This is a genomic window from Phocaeicola dorei (assembly GCF_013009555.1).
Lineage (GTDB): Bacteria > Bacteroidota > Bacteroidia > Bacteroidales > Bacteroidaceae > Phocaeicola > Phocaeicola dorei.
Genome location: NZ_CP046176.1, coordinates 323,659 through 342,970, shown reverse-complemented (window position 1 = coordinate 342,970; position 19,312 = coordinate 323,659). Strand labels below are relative to the sequence as shown.

Genomic DNA, 19,312 nt, shown 5'->3' with positions numbered 1-19,312 from the left:
CAATCTATGCTCAACCTTTTTGCAGTTGTTTGATGTATTTGTCTATGATTTCATATCCTTTCGGATAAATGTTCTTCGCCTGGTCTGTCGCACTCGACAAGTCAGTACGTGTAAGCGGTTCTCCTTTTATCTTCTTCAATATCAACTTGTTGTTTGCTATAACTGACTGCCACTCATAAACGATGTAGTTATAACAGCTGAGTTGCATCATTAGATAAGCCAACAGACGGGTATTATTAACTTTCAATACACCGTCCAACTTACAGTTGAAAAAATCGGTAAGTATTTTGGTGCTGACAGTAGTAGTAAACATATTCGCTTCGTTCACACATTCAGTCAGAAGTTTGATTTCATTGGCTTTCAAAGTGGATTTGAAGGGATTGCTTTTACCCACAATCTTGGCTGGAGTGGTTTCTACACTTTCATCTTTTTCTTTTGGCAAGACTTGTTCTTTAGTGGCAACAGAATCTGTATAGTATTTGCTCTCCTGCTCTTGCAGAAAGTACAAATACTTGGAAAGTACCACAAGGCTAACGATGATGGAAAAATAGGGAAGCCGTTCATCATAGCAAGACGGTTCATGCAAATATGCATCCATATCAAAATCAGAACAGCGGAAAACGATGTACTTTTTCCTCTCATCAGAGTTCAAGTCCTCAAAATAACCGCTTTCCCACAAAAAATCGGGAACATCCATATCCTGTACAATATCACGCACGACACGGTATTTTTGCTGAATGGCTACTATATTTTCAGTGACACGGAAAATTTCCTGTCGCAAATAATCCTTTAGCTGAGCCTGTGTCAGATATTCACGCTTTAAAAATAGTGCATCTACTTTAGTTTTATAGCCATGCGATACGCAACTATCTAATATCTTCTGTATCTCTCTGAAATTGGTTTCTATATGATTTTCCATAACTGTACCTTTATAAATTTGTTCTCAGATACAAATATAAGGTGGAAATCGCATTTTCCGAGAAAACATCAGCAATAATAAGACAGAAAAGAATGCATAAGAGTTAAGAAATCATAAAGATGAAAGGATGAAAACCACAAAAGTACACTCTATTCTTGTTTTTGTCGCTCAGTACACATTTAGTACGCCTTACAGAAAGGAAAAACCCTGATAATCAGTCGATTATCAGGGTTTATTAGTACCCAGACCCGGGGTCGAACCGGGATGGAAGTGAATCCACTGGTGTTTGAGACCAGCGCGTCTACCGATTCCGCCATCTGGGCATCTTTTAAAACCTTATTTGTTTCTCGATTGCGGTTGCAAAGGTACTGCTTTTTTTCATATCTGCAAACTTTTCGGCACTTTTTTTCAAAAAAAGATAAATATACTACGATTTATGGGATAACGGACAATGGTTTTCTAAAAATAAGCCCTATATTAGCGGAAACTTTAAAACGATTTTATATCATGACAAACAGCAATAATTATTGTGTCATCATGGGGGGAGGTATAGGTAGTCGGTTTTGGCCATATAGCCGCAAAAACCTTCCTAAACAATTCCTTGATTTCTTCGGGACTGGACGTTCTCTAATACAACAAACGTTTGATCGTTATAAAAAAATAGTCCCTATAGAAAACATCTTTATTACAACCAACGTGCTGTATAAAGAACTGGTCCAAGAACAACTCCCAGAATTGGACAAATCACAAATTTTATTGGAACCCACTCGCAGAAGCACTGCTCCATGTATAGCTTGGGCTTCCTATCACATAAAAAAATTCAATCCAAATGCCAATGTCATTGTCGCACCGTCCGACCATCTGATTTTAAAAGAAGATGAATTTAAAGCTGCAATTTTGAAAGGACTGGAATTTGTTTCAAACTCTCCTCAATTACTAACATTAGGCATCAAACCTAACAGACCGGAAACCGGTTATGGCTATATTCAGATTGAGGAAGAAAAACAAGGAGACTTCTTTAAAGTAAAAACATTCATTGAAAAGCCCCAACTGGAATTTGCCAAAGTATTCGTAGAAAGTGGAGAATTCTATTGGAACTCAGGGATCTTCTTATGGAATATCAATACAATTTTAGAAGCCTTCAATGAGATTATGCCCGAAGTTTGTACCAAACTGACTAACGGAGAAGAAGATTTCGCTTCCTGTCCCAATATCTCCATTGACTATGGAATCATGGAGAAGGCCAACAATGTTTTCGTCCAATTGTGCGACTTCGGATGGGCAGATTTAGGTACATGGGGCTCCCTGTATGATATATCATCCAAGGACCAAGAAGGTAACGTTGTAGTAAACGGAAACTCCTTATTATATAACAGCTATAATAATGTAATAGTAGTGCCAGAAGGGAAATTAGCCGTAATACAGGATCTAGAAGGTTATTTAGTAGCCGCAAGAGACAATGTATTACTCATTTGCAAAAAAGATGACGAAAGCGCTATCCGAAAATTCGTGAATGACGTACAAATCAAGCTAGGAGATCAGTTTGTATAAAGACAGGTGACCGGAGTTTAATCATAAAGGAAAGCGGGAAACAGAATATCCGTTTCCCGCTCTTTATATTTACTAAGAAAGAAAAAGATTACTTGTCACCACCTTCCCAGGCTTGATTGATTGCTGTCGCCACCTCCACAAATTCTTCATTTGTCAGTTTCAACTTCGGATTAGAAAAAATCATATCCGACTCTTTCTGAATAGGAATCAGATGAATATGTGCATGAGGGACCTCTAATCCGATTACCGCCTCACCTACTTTCTTACACGGAAAAACTTTTTGAATGGCAAGTGCCACGCTCTTTGCAAAAACATGCATAGCAGCCAGTTCATTGTCCTCCAAATCAAAGATATAGTCCACCTCACATTTCGGAACAACCAACGTATGCCCTTTGGTTAACGGATTGATATCCAAAAAAGCATAGAACTGATCATTTTCAGCCACTTTGTAGCTAGGAATCTCACCTGTAATAATTCTACTAAATATTGTTGCCATATCTATAAGTATTAAATAAGGCAGCCCCGCATAGCGGACCTGCCTTATAATATTAAAATGAAATATTCACAACTTCTAAGCTGATTTTACCCTGCGGAATAGTGATTTCAGCCACATCACCCACTTTTTTTCCTAACAAACCCTGTGCTATCGGAGTATTTACCGAAATCTTGCCCAATTTTAAATTCGCCTCGCTTTCGGCTACGATAGTATAAACCATCTTCATTCCAGTCTTGACATTCTTCAATTCTACTTTCGTCAAAATTTGCACTGTATCTGCGTTCATTTTTGAAGTATCAATAATTTTAGCATCACCAATAGTTGATTTCAGCTGGCTGATCTTCATCTCCAACAGACCTTGCGCCTCTTTGGCAGCATCATATTCGGCATTTTCTGACAAGTCCCCCTTATCACGCGCTTCGGCAATAGCCGACACAATTTTGGGACGTTCTACTGATTCCAGATATTTCAGTTCCTCAATCAGTTGCTTGTAACCTTCTTCTGACATATAAGCCATAATGTTTTCCTCCTTTTAAATTATATAATTATTTATTGTTCCAGTTATACCTATAAAAACAAAAAGAATTCCGACATGGAAATGTCGGAACCCTCTTTGGTATTTCAAGTACTGCAAAGATAGACTTTTATCTAATACGAGTCAAGTTTATAAGGATGCTATGTAACATGTTTAAACAAATTCAACTCATAATTAGCTTTTTACAAGAGTTTTTTAATGGCTTCATCCAAATCTTTAATATTCTCACCACGAGCACTCAATTCATTATTACGATTTACCAAAAATATCGAAGGCAGATTAGTTACGTTATATAATGAAATGTATGAAGAATAAACACCATTAGCATCACGTACACAGACCCAAGGCAGATTATCTGCAGATGTTTTCCAAAAGTGTTCATCACCATCCAGTGAAATCTGGTAAATCTCGAACCCTTGAGAAGCATACTTATTATAAAGTTCACGTAACGCCAAATTATGCGCAGCAGACATTGCATTGTTATATACAGTAAAATCGATCAGCACCACTTTACCCTTCAAATCGGTCAGACTGCGTGTATTGCCTTTCAAATCCTTCAGCTGAATATCAATAATGCTAGCTTCTTTGATTTTATCTTCAGGGATTTCCATGGTTTGCTGACGGGGAGTACGGGTATTCTTCATTCCTTTTATAACCATATTATACAGGTTACGTGAACGGTCTGCATGTGGATAAGCATTATTCAGACTCGTAGCCACCGCAGCGAAACACTTCACATCCTCCTTATTTGTCAAAGGATCAAAAATCATATACCCATTCAACGACTGGAATAAAGCGAAATAAGCGTATGGCATATTTGGAGCCGCAAAGATATATTCTCGTTTCACTTTATTCTTGTAATTGTTTACCATAGCCAAAAGACTGTCTTGTGCGATACCCGCAGGGATATTACGATTCTGGCCGAGTTTGTCCACATTCTTCTGCAAATCAGCTTGTAGCAACACCAATTCCTTAATTTTCAAATTGTTTTCCGAACCTTCAATACGATAGGCAGTCGCAAAATCATTTATCTCAGCCTTAACTGATACAGTTTCCGTAGAGTCTACAGCAAAGTTTATCACTTTATTATCCAAACGCAAACGATAGAATTCAGGAGATTCCGGACGCTTCTGCGCAAAACTAAAACTTCCGCTACTGCCCAATTTTGTCGAATCAAGCGCTACTATGCCATCCAATCCCGACGCTTCCAAATAAAGCATCTTATCTTCAGCACCATTAATTTCACCTTGAACTTTGAACTTCGGTTCATTGTCGCAGGCGCTCAACCCTATCAACAGAAGTGCGAGCAAAAAATATACATTCTTTTTCATCGCTAAAATTAATATAAATGTGTGTTCTCTTAATAATTTTGAATGCAAAGATACGTCTTTTCGTGGTTTGTCAAAGCATTTATCCACCTTCTTACACATTAAAATGAAAAAAAACAGTAATCATAGTAACTTTTTATCTCATTCTCACCAAATTAGAAGAATAAATGCCTATCTTTGCACGAATTTTAGACGAAAAATATATTAAAACATTTTTTATGATCAATCCTATTGTTAAGACGATCGAGCTTCCTGATGGTAGAACCATCACACTCGAAACGGGAAAGCTGGCAAAACAGGCAGACGGTTCTGTAATGCTCCGCATGGGTAACACCATGTTGCTAGCTACTGTTTGTGCAGCAAAAGATGCAGTTCCCGGTACAGATTTTATGCCCCTCCAGGTAGAGTACAAAGAAAAATATTCAGCATTCGGACGTTTTCCCGGTGGCTTTACCAAAAGAGAAGGCAAAGCTTCGGATTATGAAATCCTGACTTGCCGACTGGTAGACCGCGCATTGCGTCCTTTATTTCCCGATAATTTCCATGCAGAGGTTTACGTAAACATTGTTCTTTTCTCAGCTGATGGAATAGATATGCCTGATGCATTGGCAGGATTGGCCGCTTCAGCAGCATTAGCCGTTTCCGACATTCCTTTCGGCGGACCGATTTCTGAAGTACGTGTAGCACGTATCGATGGTCAGTTCGTTATCAACCCCACTTTCGAACAACTTGGGAAAGCTGATATGGATCTGATGGTTGCTGCCACATATGACAACATCATGATGGTAGAAGGCGAAATGCAGGAAGTCAGCGAACAAGACTTACTGGCTGCTATGAAGGCTGCTCACGAAGCAATCAAAGTTCATTGCAAAGCGCAGATGGAGCTGATGGAAGAGGTCGGTTCTACAGTAAAACGTGAATATTGCCACGAAGAAAACGATGAAGATTTGCGCAAAGCTGTACGCGAAACTTGTTACGATAAAGCATACGCCATCGCTGCTTCAGGAAACAGAAACAAGCATGAACGTCAGGATGCTTTTGACGCCATCCGCGATGAATTCAAAACTCAATATACAGAAGAAGAACTGGAAGAAAAAGGTACATTAATCGACCGTTACTACCACGATGTGGAAAAGGAAGCTATGCGTCGTTGTATTCTTGATGAAGGCAAGCGTCTGGACGGACGTAAGACGACTGAAATTCGCCCTATCTGGTGCGAAGTAGGTTATCTGCCCGGTCCTCATGGTTCTGCCATCTTCACCCGTGGTGAAACTCAGTCTTTAACTTCTGTCACATTAGGTACCAAACTAGATGAGAAAATTGTAGACGATGTTCTGGATCAACACAGAGAACGATTCTTGTTACACTACAACTTCCCTCCTTATTCTACTGGTGAAGCAAAAGCACAACGTGGTGTAGGTCGTCGTGAAATCGGGCACGGGCACTTGGCATGGCGTGCTTTAAAAGGACAAATTCCTACAGGATACCCGTACACAGTACGTGTAGTATCTGATATCATGGAATCAAATGGTTCTTCTTCAATGGCTACTGTCTGTGCAGGAACCCTTGCATTAATGGATGCCGGTGTTGCCATGAAAAAACCAGTTTCAGGTATTGCCATGGGCTTGATTAAGAATGCAGGTGAAGAAAAATATGCCGTATTATCTGATATTCTTGGCGATGAGGATCACTTGGGTGATATGGACTTTAAGGTTACAGGTACTCGTGATGGTATCACTGCTACACAGATGGACATCAAGGTAGATGGCCTGTCATTCGAAATCTTGGAAAAAGCGTTACTGCAAGCAAAAGAAGGCCGCGAACATATTCTTAACAAGTTAACCGAATGTATCGCCGAGCCTCGTAAAGATTTGAAACCGCATGCTCCTCGTATTGAAACGATGACTATTCCTAAAGAGTTCATTGGGGCTATCATCGGTCCGGGCGGAAAGATTATCCAAGGTATGCAGGAAGAGACTGGAGCAACCATCACGATTGAAGAAACTGATGGGGTAGGCCGTATTGAAATTGCGGGAACAAACAAGAAATGTATTGACGATGCTATGCGCATTATCAAGGGTATCGTTGCTGTTCCCGAAGTCGGTGAAGTCTATGTAGGTAAAGTCCGTTCAGTAATGCCATATGGTGTGTTCGTAGAATTCTTGCCTGGAAAAGACGGATTGTTGCATATCTCTGAAATTGACTGGAAACGTCTTGAAACAATAGAAGAGGCCGGTTTAAAAGAAGGGGACGAAATAGAAGTGAAATTACTTGATATTGACCCCAAAACAGGTAAATTTAAACTCTCTCACAAAGTATTACTGCCTCGTCCTGAAAAACAAGAAAAGAAATAAGAACATTCTTTATTTATACCATAAAGAGCGCAACCTGTTATAGGTTACGCTCTTTTTTTAAAAGATTAACCATTTATAATAATGTAAAATAAATAGCGCAACTAAATAATTAATCGCGCTATCTGATATATCATACAGAAGAAACTCCTCCGCTTTATATGATATCCGGTTATAAGATGGGATCAATCTTCTTGAACTTCGAAATCATCTTTACCTACTCCGCAAAGAGGGCAAACCCAATCATCTGGAATATCTTCAAATGCTGTTCCCGGAGCTATTCCACCTTCAGGATCTCCTTCTGCCGGGTCATAAACCCAACCACATACTGTGCAAACGTACTTTTTCATAATTGTCTCTGTTTTATGTTTTAAATGTTCTTTAAATACATAACAAATATACAATGAAATTGTTTACTTGCAAACTATCTCACTAATATTTTTTTTAACTCTTCCATTCCTTCGGACGCACCTTTCTGAATTACATGCACTTTACGCCCCGATGCAATGGGCACCTGCTTAGGATCTATTAAATAAACAGGAGTGTTGGCAGGCACATAATTCAACAAACCGGCAGCGGGATATACATTAAGCGAAGTTCCTATAATTAAAAAGATATCAGCTGTTTCAGCATATTCAATTGCAGTTTCAATCATAGGAACAGATTCACCAAACCATACAATGAATGGACGAAACTGAGAACCGTCTCCGGCCAAGTCTCCCAAATGTATCTCATATTCTTCCGGCTTTAATTCTTTAATATAAGCTGGATTATTAGGTTCCCAACTAGATGTCACTTTGGTCAGTTCGCCATGTAAATGAATAATATGCGAACTTCCAGCACGCTCATGCAAATTATCAATATTTTGAGTAATTACAGTCACATTAAAGAATTTTTCCATCTCAGAGACCAGTTCATGCCCCTGGTTAGGCTTTACAGCAAACAACTGTTTACGACGCTCATTATAAAAATCAATCACCAATTTAGGGTTTGCCGCATACCCTTCTGGAGTAGCCACTTGCTCCACCGGATACTGATCCCATAAACCACCTGCATCACGAAATGTACTGATACCGCTTTCAGCACTCATTCCAGCACCTGTTAAAACTACTAAATTCTTCATTTCTAGTCCTCCTCTTTTAACTAAACACACAAAAATAAGAAAAATTAAATTGTTAAAAACAGATTCATTCAAATAAAACACCTACCTTTGTGCGTTTTGTATAAAACATCTTATAAAATAAATAGTTATGGATAAATTCAGTTACGCCATCGGCCTTGGTATTGGCCAGAATTTATTGAGCATGGGTGCTCAAAGTATTAATGTTGAAGACTTTGCTCAAGCAATCAAAGACGTATTAGATAGAAAAGAAACGGCTATCAGCCACAACGAAGCACGTGAAATCGTAAACAAGTACTTTGAAGAGCTGGAAACCAAATTGAATGCAGAGAATATTGAAAAGGGAAAATCATTTTTGGAGGAAAACGCAAAAAGACCGGGAGTCGTGACACTTCCCAGTGGCTTACAGTACGAAGTGATTACAGAAGGTAACGGAAAAAAACCGAGTGCAACCGACCGTGTAAAATGCCATTATGAAGGTACCTTGATTGATGGGACTTTGTTTGACAGCTCTATCAAACGCGGCGAGCCGGCTATCTTTGGTGTGAACCAAGTAATCAAAGGATGGGTGGAAGCACTCCAACTGATGACTGAAGGTGCTAAATGGAAACTTTTCATTCCTTCAGAACTAGCCTATGGAGCACAACAAGCAGGAGAAATGATTCCTCCTCACAGCACATTGATTTTTGAAGTAGAATTAATCGAAGTATTATAATTATTAAAGCATTTAAGGCAAATGAAAAAAATTAGTTTTTTTGTAGCAATCGCTGCTGCAGCCAGCTTGGCTTCTTGTACAGCCCAAGCACCGAAAGCAAACATGAAGAATGACGTAGACTCACTTTCTTACATGATGGGTATCACCAACACGCAAGGTCTGGATATGTATATGAGCCAACAACTAGGCGTTGATACAGCCTATATGTCCGACTTCATCAGAGGTGTTAAAGAAGGTACCAGCAAGACTAGCCCTAAAGACGTTGCTTATATGGCAGGTCTTCAGATTGGTCAACAAGTTGGTGGACGTATGTTCGATATGATGAGCCAACGTATTTTCGGAAATGACTCTACTCAAAGTTTAAGTAAAGAAAACTTTCTGGCAGGTTTCATGGCTGCTTTGCAGAAAAAAGGCATGAATGTTACTATGGAAGAAGCCAACGCTTACGTTCAGTCTAAGGCAGAAGCAATCAAAGCAAAAGCTACTGAAGCCCAGTTCGCTGAAAATAAAGCTGCCGGTGAAAAATTCCTAGCTGAAAATGCAAAGAAAGAGGGTGTTAAAACTACATCAAGCGGCTTACAATATAAGATAATTAAAGAAGGTAACGGCGCTATTCCTACCGATTCTTCTAAAGTAAAAGTAAACTATAAAGGTACTTTGATTGATGGAACTCAGTTCGACAGTTCATATGATCGTAAAGAACCGACTACTTTCCGTGCTAATCAGGTAATCAAAGGATGGACTGAAGCGCTAACAATGATGCCAGTAGGATCTAAATGGGAACTTTACATCCCTCAAGAGCTAGCTTATGGTGCACGTGAAGCCGGTCAGATTAAACCTTTCTCTACTTTGATTTTCGAAGTAGAACTAGTTGGCATCGAAAAATAACCTCATTTAATACGATTTAGGCACTATAAAATATTTTGTGTAAATGTAAAATACGGGATTCAGTATTGGGTTCCGTATTTTTTATTTAATAGCTTTGCAAAATGAAGAAGATTATGAAAGAGAAGAATCATGCAGTGCCTGATGAGGTATTAAGTAAGAAGTTCCTTAACCAGTTCAAGACAGAAGCTGATGTCAGCAAGTTTCTGAAACAACTACACGCGCAGGTATTGGAGAAAATGCTTGAAGGTGAGATGGATGCGCATCTGGGTTATGAGAAAAATTCGGTTTCCGGTCATAACAGCGGTAATTCCCGTAACGGCAGCTACCCCAAGAAAATCCAAACTGAACACGGTGAAGCGATCATACCTATTCTCCATGACCGTAACGGTGAATTCGAGTCCATAGTTGTTCCCAAACACGAGGGTCGTGGGTTTTCCATAGAAAAACTTGTTATCTCCCTATATGCCAAAAGAATGAGCGTGTCCGACATTGAAGAGGAAATGCGTGAAATCTATGAAATAGAACTGTCCACATCAGCCATTTCCATCATCACGAACAAAGTCAACCAGGGCTGCTCAGGAATAACAGAACCGCCCTTTGGATCCGGTCTATCTCATCGTTTGGATGGATGGTATTGTATTCAAGGTTCGTGACAACGGAAAAATCATCAACAAGACTGTCTATCTCTGTGTCGGTTTGAAACAGAACGGCTTGAAAGAAGTCCTTGGCATGTGGGTGGGAAAATCAGAAAGTTCTTCATTTTGGATGGGTGTCCTGACAGATTTGAAGGCCCGCGGAGTGCAGGACATACTGATTACCTGCACTGACAACCTGAACGGGTTTACCGACATCATACGTGCCGTATTTCCTCTGTCTTCCACGCAAATACGTGTTGTATATCAGATCAGGAACTCCTGTAAATATGTCGTTTACAAGGACAAGAAAGAGTTTACAGCCGATATGAAGAGCATCTATAACGCGCCCAACAGGAGGCTGCTGCCGTGGAACTGGATAATTTGGAAAAGAAATGGGGAGGGAAGTACCCTTATGCCATCCTCTCATGGAGGAATAACTGGGATGACCTGACTGTTTTCTTCCAGTTCCCATTGGAAATCAGGAAAATAATCTACACTACAAACCTCATTGAAAATCTGAATGGAAAAATCAGAAAGTACACTAAATCAAAACTTTCATTCCCGTCGGATGATGCGGTGAAGAAAATGGTATACCTCGCTCTGATGGAGATTGAGAAGAAATGGACAATGCCGATTACTAACTGGGGATTGATTATGAACCAATTTATGCTTATTTTTGAAAACGGGATTCAGATATAAGAGACTTATAACTGAATCCCGTTTCTATTTACACAAAATATGGATACTACCACGATTTACAAATCAAATTTTCTTTTCCTTTATATCTGTACGCGCCTCAACAACATTAACTACATAATCGCCTAATTTTTCGCATTCACTGATAATATCCATATAATGAACCCCCATCTGATAATTATATTCCTTATTATTCACATCCAATACATTCTGATCCTTCAACTGGTTACGGTAATTGTTTATCTCATTCTCTATATTAAATGATTTGTTAGGATCAACCAAATAATATTCGTCTTCTTCCAAAGATACCATTTGTTGTAGTGCATTATCCGTCAATTGAAGCATCTGATGAATATGGTCATATTGTTTTTCCGTAAAATCTTCATTCCCTCTGAATTTATGATTGATAGTACGCGCCAAATGATAACAGCTGTCACCAATACTTTCCAACTCAGTCACTTCACGCAACATGGTACGTATTTTCAATTTACTTTCTGAACTCAGCCGCCCTTCAGAAACTTCATTCAGATAATTGGCTATCTCCAGCTCCATATTATCACTGATATTTTCATATTTCTCTATCCGGCTAAATAATTTGTTGAAATCATTCTCATTCGTAGTATGCAATAGATCACGCACCATACCAAACATACGGCGAGTACGCTCAGCAAACAAATTAATTTCTTTCCTTGCCTGGACAATAGACAATTCAGCAGTAGATAACATACCACCAGAGATAAAACGCAAACGGAATTCCTCCTCATCCTCTTTTGGTCTGATTACCCAACAGACCACCTTTTCAATCGGTCCAATAAACCAAATCAATATCAACACATTACAGATATTAAAAGCTGTGTGGAAAGCCGAAAGTTTATAAGTAATTGCCACTTCAGGCGATACTCCTGGAAATAAGCGGTTAATCATTCCACTCACCATATCTACAAACGGATGGAAAATACATAAAATCCATACCACCCCAAATATATTAAAAATAAAATGAGCCAACGCCGCCCGCCTTGCTTGCGTATTCGCCGTCAAAGCTGCAATATTAGAAGTTACAGTAGTACCAATATTCTCGCCCATCACCAGTGCAATGCCCAAATACAAATCAAGCACACCACTGGAACAAAGAATCAATGTAATGGCCATAACCGCAGCAGAAGACTGTGCGCACATTGTTATTATTCCACCTATCAACAAGAATGATAAAATGGAAAAAAATCCCCATTCCTTGCAAGAGGTAATAAAACTGATGATAGCTGCATTATGCTCCAAATCCATATGCATGGCATTCTCACGTAACGTAGTCAATCCCAAAAACATGAACGAAAATCCAAAAATAAATTCCCCAAAAGATTTTTTCTGACTTTTATTAGAAAAGATTAAAGGAACAGCCAATGCAAAGAGAGGAAAAATAAGATTATTCATATCGATCTGGAAACCGAAAATAGACATAATCCAAGCGGTCACCGTAGTACCAATGTTAGCTCCCATAATTACAGAAATAGCCTGCCCCAAAGTCAGCAATCCCGCATTTACGAAACTAACTGTCATTACCGTTGTCGCAGTAGAAGACTGTACAGAAGCTGTCACAAATGTACCAGTTAACAGCCCGGTAAAACGGTTCGTGGTCATTGCCCCCAGAATATGACGCAAATGTCCGCCTGTCAGTTTTTGCAAGGCCTCACTCATGGTTTTCATCCCATACATCAGAAGTGCCAGTGAGCCTATCAGTTTCAAAAAAACAAATATTGACATGTAGATTCTCTTTTATTTATACCCTCTTCTTTATTACACTTTATTAAAAAAGACACAGAGGTACAAAGTATTTAATCCGTCATGAGTTAAACCTTGCACCTCTGCATCTATATCATTGTTCTGTTCACCATAGCCATTTCAGGTTAGGATTTCTTTTCCTTCACATTGCTACTGGCTTCCACCACATTAACTACATAATCGCCCAGTTTTTCACATTCTCCAATGATATCCATATAGTGTACACCCATCTGATAATCATACTCCTTATTATTCACATCCAGTACATTTTGATTCTTTAGCTGATTACGATAGTTATTTATTTCATTCTCTATATTAAACGATTTATTCACATCCACCACATGATGTTCATCTTCCACCAACGAAACCATTTGGGACAAAGCATCATCTGTCAACTGGAACATCTGATGAATATGATCATACTGTTTCGGAGTGAAATCCATATCACTCCGATGCTTACGATTAATTGTACGTGCCAAATTATAACAGCTGTCACCAATACTCTCTATTTCAGTCACCTCACGAAGCATAGCACGAATCTGCAACTTACTCTCAGAACTCAAACGCCCGTCGGATACCTGATTCAGATAATTAGCAATCTCCACCTCCATATTATCACTTATATTCTCATATTTCTCAATACGGCTGAACAATTTGTTAAAGTCATTGTCATTTGTGGTATGAAGCAGATCCCGCACCATGCCAAACATACGATGAGTACGCTCTGCAAAGAGATTGATTTCCTTGCGTGCCTGCAATATAGAAAGCTCCGCAGTAGAAAGCATACCACCTGTAATAAAGCGCAAACGATATTCTTCATCCTGCTCTCTCTGAGGAATGATTTTACAGACTGTTTTCTCTATCAACTTAACAAACCAAATAAGAATCAACACATTGCATATATTAAAAGTAGTATGAAAAGCAGACAGTTTAAAAGATACGGCAACAGCCGGATCTGCTGTTTTCATTATATCTTCTACAAACCATGAAACCCCCATAGTTACAGGCTTGAAAAGACATAATACCCAAATAACCCCAAAAACATTAAACACCAAATGAGCCAGCGCAGCCCTCCTAGCCTGCGTATTAGCAGTCAGTGCAGCAAGGTTGGCTGTTATGGTAGTACCAATATTCTCGCCAAGCACCAATGCAGCCCCCAACTCAAAACTAATCCAACCATTGGCACACATAATTAAAGTAATAGCCATCGTTGCCGCCGATGCCTGTACAATCATAGTCAGAACTGTACCGATGACAACAAATAAGATAACAGAACCAAATCCCATATCGGTATAGTTCTGAACAAAAGACAACATTTCGGGGTTTCTACTTAAGTCAGGAGCATTCGTCTTCAAGAGAGAGAGGCCCATAAACAAAAAAGAGAAACCGAATATAAATTCTCCAATGGATTTACGGTTACTCTTTCCTGAAAATAATAAAGGTACGCCAACAGCCAATAACGGAAGCGCCATAGCAGCAATATCTACTTTGAACCCCAATGCAGATATAATCCATGCAGTAACAGTGGTACCGATATTCGCCCCCATAATGACCCCAATTGATTGTGAAAGCGTAAGGAGTCCGGCATTAACAAAACTTACTACCATAACAGTAGTAGCAGAAGAGGATTGAATTAACGCAGTGATAAGAACACCGGTTAACACTCCGGTTACCCGGTTGGTGGTCATCGCTGTGAGGATTTTACGCAGTCTGTCACCAGCAAACTTTTGCAGCCCCTCACTCATGATTTTCATTCCATAAAGGAATAGCGCCAGTGAACCTAGCAGCTTTAAGAAATCATAAAAAGAATACTCCATCTTTAATTAATTTGGTAGGAATTGGCTAATCTCCCTTTTATTCAGTAAATTTCAAGCCGTTTCACTACGTTAGTAATAATTATTACGATTATGTTACAAATCTGTTGCAAAAATAACAATATTTCAAAGAACTTCCCAATCGGAAGCTCACTTTTGGATATTTATAATGGTTTTAATCTAGATATCCCATATGGACCAGTCAGTGCCAAAGTCAATAACAAAGTAGAAGGGCTCAATTACCGGGCCTATAATAATAAGGATGTGGAATTCCTGAATATGCTAAATCCTTCGGGAATGCGCACTTATGTCCGTTCACTTTGCTTCATCTTGTGCAAAGCGGTGGAGGACCTATACCCTGATGGAAAAATCATGCTTGAACATCCCGTATCCAAAGGATATTATTGCGACTTGCAGATAGGGCACGAGACCGGACTGGATGATGTTTCCCGTATTAAGCAGCGAATGAAAGAGATTGTGGAAGCCAACATCCCTTTCCATCGTTTTGAATGTCATACAACTAAAGTAGTAGAACTATTCTGCCGGAAAGGAATGATGGACAAAGTAAAACTACTTGAAACTTCAGGAGAACTTTACTCCTATTATTATACTTTGGAAAATACCATTGACTACTACTATGGCAGCCTGCTGCCCAGCACCGGATATATCCGCAAATTCGACATAGTGAAATACTATGACGGCTTGTTGCTGCGTGTCCCCAACCGTCAGAATCCGGAAGTACTAGAGGAAGTGGTAAAACAAGAAAAAATGCTGGAAGTATTCAAAGAACATCGTCGTTGGAATCAGATTTTAGGCGTAGGGACTGTAGGAGATTTCAATGTGGCCTGTAATGAAGGCTATGCCACCGATCTGATTAATGTGTCCGAAGCCTTGCAGGAAAAAAAGATTTCCAATATTGCCGATGAGATATACCACAGAGGAAAAAACGGTCAAAGAGTAAAACTGGTTCTTATCTCCGGTCCATCCTCTTCTGGTAAAACGACTTTCAGCAAACGGCTCAGTATTCAGTTGATGGCAAACGGTCTGAAGCCTTACCCCATCTCCCTGGACAATTATTTTGTTGACCGAGAAAAGACACCAAAAGATGAAAAAGGTGATTATGATTACGAATCATTGTATGCATTAGATTTAGAGTTCTTCAACAAGCAATTACAAGATCTGCTTCATGGAAAGGAAGTGGAATTACCACGTTTCAACTTCACCACAGGAAGAAGGGAATTTAAAGGTGACAAACTTAAGATTGACGATAACATGATATTGATTCTCGAAGGGATCCATGCACTTAACCCCGAGTTAACTCCTCATATTCCCACCGAAAATAAATATAAAATATATGTATCGGCATTAACCACTATTCTGCTGGACAATCATAATTATATTCCGACTACCGACAACCGTTTGTTGCGCCGTATTATCCGCGACCACAAATACCGTGGCTATTCCGCAGAAGAAACGATCAGAAGATGGCCCAGCGTACGTGCCGGAGAAGAAAAATGGATCTTTCCATATCAAGAAAATGCAGATGCCATGTTCAATTCTGCCCTATTGTTTGAACTGGCCATTATGAAAGATTATGCTATTCCCATTCTAAGGAATGTCCCCAATAACAAACCGGAATATTCAGAAGCATATCGTTTACGCAAATTCTTGGAATATTTCGCTTCGGTACAAGATAAAGAATTGCCTCCTACCTCTTTACTGAGAGAATTTTTAGGAGGAAGCAGTTTCCGGTATTAACCTGTTATTAAACAGTATATAAGGTTTGTTTATGTGCGAAACAAACAGTAATTTCGACCACTATTAAACAAGTATAAGCGAATGCACTCCAAAGGCTATAGAAAACTGTTCAACTGCCTGATGTTCTACTGCTAAGAACATTTCTTCTTCAGGAGGGTATGCCAAAAGCCAGCAGACTGTACATTCATTAGCCACCATAAAGATGGATTGAATGACAGCGTATCTTACTTTTGGCATACGTTTCATTCTATTGATATCTTCTTCTGCATATCAATCGGTCGGCTCCTTCAATCCGTCCTTATGGGAATTCCTATTTATGAACAAATAAACCTTATTATAACTCTTATGATAACAACAACCAACGGAATGACAGACCGTATCCAACGCCTGCGTCAAGAATCTTTTAACGCACAACCTTCTCTGTCCATAGAACGTGCTCTGATAGAGACCGAATTTTACAAAGAAAACGAAGGGAAATATCCAATTCCCATTCTAAGAGCACTGAACTTTCTTGAAATCTGTAAACGGAAAACTATATACATAGGTAAAGACGAACTGATTGTAGGTGAACGTGGACCACATCCCAAAGCCGTATCTACTTTCCCTGAACTGACCTGTCACAGCGTGGAAGACCTTCATGTGTTGAACACCCGCGAATTACAGCGCTATACCATCAGCCAAGAAGATATAGACACCTATGAACGCGAGGTTATTCCTTATTGGAAAGGGCGCACCCAACGCGAACGCATCTTCAATCACGTTCCCAAAGAATGGAAAGAAGCTTACGAAGCAGGAATGTTCACTGAATTTATGGAACAACGAGCCCCCGGTCATACTTCCTTGGACGGAAAAGTTTATCAATATGGCATGCTGGATCTGAAAGAACGTATTGCCCATGAGCTGAGAAATCTGGATTTCATGAATGATCCAGAAGCAACCGACAAACAAGAAGAACTGACCGCCATGTCCATCTCCTGTGATGCCGCTATCATTTTTGCCGAACGCCATGCTGAACTGGCCGAAAAGATGGCTGGACGAGAAACCGATCCGAAACGCAAAAAGGAACTGAAAAAAATAGCGGAAATCTGCCGATGGGTTCCTGCACATGCCCCACGTACTTATTGGGAGGCCATACAGATGTACTGGTTTGTCCATCTCGGCACCATTACAGAGCTGAACGGATGGGACGCCATGAATCCAGGACATTTTGACCAGCATCTCACTCCTTTCTATGAAAATGACCTAAAAGAAGGAATACTGACTCGTGCAGAAGCCAAAGAACTAATATCATGTTTTTTTATCAAAATAAATAATCAGACAGCCCCACCCAAAGTTGGCATCACCGCCAAAGAAAGCGGTACCTACAATGACTTTACCAATCTGAATATCGGTGGCATCAAACGCGATGGTAGCAACGGGGTCAGTGAAGTATCCTATATCATGCTCGAAACAGTAGATGATCTTCACCTGTTACAACCCGGAAGCGCCCTGCACATCAGTGTATGCACCCCAGAGCGTTTCCTGCGCGAAGGCTGCAAAGTAATCCGTAAGGGCTACGGCTACCCATCCGTATTCAATCCCGACACATACGTCATGGAACTAATGCGACAGGGAAAGACACCGGAAGACGCTCGCGAAGGCGGATGTAGCGGATGCATAGAAGTAGGCGCTTTCGGAAAAGAAGCTTACGTACTGACCGGTTACCTTAACGTCCCCAAGATATTGGAAGTCACCTTGCACAACGGAACTGATCCTGTGTCAGGCAAGAAAGTAAGCTTAGAAACAGGAGATCCCCGTACCTTCCGGACTTATGAAGAACTTTATGACGCATTCCTTAAACAAATCCATTATTTTGTAGATATGAAAGTACGTGTCAGCAACTACATTGACCGTATGTTCGCCAAATACGCTCCCGCCACTTTCCTGTCTTTGTTCATTGATGACTGTATTGCCAAAGGAAAAGATTATTATAACTGCGGACCGCGTTATAACACAACCTATATTCAATGCACCGGTTTAGGTACTATTACCGACAGTCTCTCCGTTCTGAAAAAACATGTATTCGAAGAACGTAAATTCAATATGGAGCAAATCATCCATGCTACCGACACCAACTTCGAAGGACAGGAAGCCATGCGACAATTCATTCTGAACCGCACACCTTTCTTCGGTAACGATGACGAATATGCAGACCGTATCGCCATCCAGGTCTTTAACGACCTTTACGACGCCATCGAAGGAAAGCCGAACACCAAAGGCGAATGCTTCCATTTGAACATGCTGTCTACTACCTGTCACGTTTACTTCGGCAAAATGATGAATGCCACCCCCAACGGCCGTCTGGCCGGACGTGCCATCAGTGACGGTACCTCACCCTCACACGGAGCAGATACCCACGGGCCATCCGCCGTCGTAAAATCATTAGGCAAACTAGACCAGGTGAAAAGCGGAGGTACTCTGTTGAATCAACGTTTCCTGCCCTCACTGCTGAAACGTGATGAAGACCTGGCCAAACTAGCAAGCCTCATCCGCAGCTATTTCGCCTTAGGAGGACATCACATTCAGTTCAATATAGTAGATACCGCCACCTTACATGCCGCCCAAAAGCATCCTGAAGAATATCGGGACCTGTTGGTACGCGTAGCTGGGTATAGCGATTATTTCAATGATATGAACGCAGATTTACAATATGACGTAATAGCCCGCACGGCACAAGAAACCTTCTGACAA

15 protein-coding genes, 1 tRNA gene and 1 pseudogene are annotated in these 19,312 nt (G+C 40.2%); 7 read left to right on the top strand and 10 right to left on the bottom strand.

What is annotated here, in order from left to right; all coding sequences use genetic code 11:
- Nucleotides 1–10 precede the first annotated feature (10 nt).
- Nucleotides 11–919 (bottom strand): hypothetical protein, encoded by a 909-nt coding sequence (locus GKD17_RS01320; RefSeq protein ID WP_005782044.1) that lies wholly within the window; start codon nucleotides 917–919, stop codon nucleotides 11–13.
- 239 nt (nucleotides 920–1,158) lie between these two features.
- A tRNA-Leu gene (locus tag GKD17_RS01315) sits at nucleotides 1,159–1,242 on the bottom strand.
- A 184-nt stretch (nucleotides 1,243–1,426) separates the two neighbouring features.
- Here GKD17_RS01315 and GKD17_RS01310 point away from each other — a divergent pair.
- The gene (locus GKD17_RS01310) at nucleotides 1,427–2,470 is read left to right on the top strand and encodes a mannose-1-phosphate guanylyltransferase (RefSeq protein ID WP_007842037.1); all 1,044 of its coding nucleotides are present in this window, start codon (nucleotides 1,427–1,429) and stop codon (nucleotides 2,468–2,470) included.
- A gap of 88 nt (nucleotides 2,471–2,558) precedes the next feature.
- Here GKD17_RS01310 and GKD17_RS01305 read toward each other — a convergent pair whose 3' ends face one another.
- The 3 genes from GKD17_RS01305 to GKD17_RS01295 form a co-directional block, all read right to left on the bottom strand.
- Complete coding sequence (locus tag GKD17_RS01305) at nucleotides 2,559–2,966, bottom strand: HIT family protein (RefSeq protein ID WP_007834797.1); 408 nt, start codon at nucleotides 2,964–2,966, stop codon at nucleotides 2,559–2,561.
- A gap of 52 nt (nucleotides 2,967–3,018) precedes the next feature.
- Nucleotides 3,019–3,483: a transcription elongation factor GreA gene (gene greA, locus GKD17_RS01300; RefSeq protein WP_007834796.1), complete on the bottom strand. Its 465-nt coding sequence runs from the start codon at nucleotides 3,481–3,483 to the stop codon at nucleotides 3,019–3,021.
- Between the two features lie 200 nt (nucleotides 3,484–3,683).
- Complete coding sequence (locus tag GKD17_RS01295; RefSeq protein WP_008655597.1) at nucleotides 3,684–4,832, bottom strand: thioredoxin-like domain-containing protein; 1,149 nt, start codon at nucleotides 4,830–4,832, stop codon at nucleotides 3,684–3,686.
- Between the two features lie 215 nt (nucleotides 4,833–5,047).
- Here GKD17_RS01295 and pnp point away from each other — a divergent pair, with 215 nt between their 5' ends.
- Entirely contained in the window at nucleotides 5,048–7,183 is a 2,136-nt protein-coding gene (pnp, locus tag GKD17_RS01290) for a polyribonucleotide nucleotidyltransferase (RefSeq protein WP_032936087.1), read from the top strand.
- Nucleotides 7,184–7,365: 182 nt separating this feature from the next.
- Here pnp and rd read toward each other — a convergent pair whose 3' ends face one another.
- On the bottom strand, nucleotides 7,366–7,530 hold the full coding sequence (gene rd / locus GKD17_RS01285) for a rubredoxin (RefSeq protein WP_005845392.1): 165 nt from the start codon (nucleotides 7,528–7,530) through the stop codon (nucleotides 7,366–7,368).
- 74 nt (nucleotides 7,531–7,604) lie between these two features.
- Nucleotides 7,605–8,303 (bottom strand): SIR2 family NAD-dependent protein deacylase, encoded by a 699-nt coding sequence (locus GKD17_RS01280; RefSeq protein ID WP_007842034.1) that lies wholly within the window; start codon nucleotides 8,301–8,303, stop codon nucleotides 7,605–7,607.
- 127 nt (nucleotides 8,304–8,430) lie between these two features.
- Between GKD17_RS01280 and GKD17_RS01275 the strand changes: the two genes are divergently transcribed.
- The 3 genes and pseudogenes from GKD17_RS01275 to GKD17_RS23840 all read left to right on the top strand — a co-directional run bounded on the left by GKD17_RS01275 (nucleotide 8,431) and on the right by GKD17_RS23840 (nucleotide 11,237).
- Nucleotides 8,431–9,015, top strand: a complete 585-nt coding sequence (locus tag GKD17_RS01275; RefSeq protein ID WP_005845388.1) for an FKBP-type peptidyl-prolyl cis-trans isomerase — start codon at nucleotides 8,431–8,433, stop codon at nucleotides 9,013–9,015.
- 21 nt (nucleotides 9,016–9,036) lie between these two features.
- Complete coding sequence (locus GKD17_RS01270) at nucleotides 9,037–9,903, top strand: FKBP-type peptidyl-prolyl cis-trans isomerase (RefSeq protein ID WP_007834791.1); 867 nt, start codon at nucleotides 9,037–9,039, stop codon at nucleotides 9,901–9,903.
- A gap of 113 nt (nucleotides 9,904–10,016) precedes the next feature.
- Nucleotides 10,017–11,237 (top strand): annotated as a pseudogene (locus GKD17_RS23840) (IS256 family transposase).
- A 63-nt stretch (nucleotides 11,238–11,300) separates the two neighbouring features.
- Here GKD17_RS23840 and GKD17_RS01260 read toward each other — a convergent pair.
- Nucleotides 11,301–12,992 carry a Na/Pi cotransporter family protein gene (locus GKD17_RS01260; protein WP_007834786.1) on the bottom strand — a complete coding sequence of 564 codons (1,692 nt, stop codon included), beginning with the start codon at nucleotides 12,990–12,992 and terminating at the stop codon, nucleotides 11,301–11,303.
- Nucleotides 12,993–13,135: 143 nt separating this feature from the next.
- Nucleotides 13,136–14,827 carry a Na/Pi cotransporter family protein gene (locus GKD17_RS01255; protein ID WP_007834785.1) on the bottom strand — a complete coding sequence of 564 codons (1,692 nt, stop codon included), beginning with the start codon at nucleotides 14,825–14,827 and terminating at the stop codon, nucleotides 13,136–13,138.
- Nucleotides 14,828–14,908: 81 nt separating this feature from the next.
- Between GKD17_RS01255 and GKD17_RS01250 the strand changes: the two genes are divergently transcribed.
- Complete coding sequence (locus GKD17_RS01250; RefSeq protein ID WP_085961431.1) at nucleotides 14,909–16,582, top strand: nucleoside kinase; 1,674 nt, start codon at nucleotides 14,909–14,911, stop codon at nucleotides 16,580–16,582.
- Nucleotides 16,583–16,645: 63 nt separating this feature from the next.
- Here GKD17_RS01250 and GKD17_RS23075 read toward each other — a convergent pair whose 3' ends face one another.
- Entirely contained in the window at nucleotides 16,646–16,828 is a 183-nt protein-coding gene (locus GKD17_RS23075; protein WP_007834783.1) for a hypothetical protein, read from the bottom strand.
- 99 nt (nucleotides 16,829–16,927) lie between these two features.
- Here GKD17_RS23075 and hypD point away from each other — a divergent pair, with 99 nt between their 5' ends.
- On the top strand, nucleotides 16,928–19,309 hold the full coding sequence (hypD, locus tag GKD17_RS01245; RefSeq protein WP_050764883.1) for a trans-4-hydroxy-L-proline dehydratase: 2,382 nt from the start codon (nucleotides 16,928–16,930) through the stop codon (nucleotides 19,307–19,309).
- The last annotated feature ends 3 nt before the right edge of the window (nucleotides 19,310–19,312 follow it).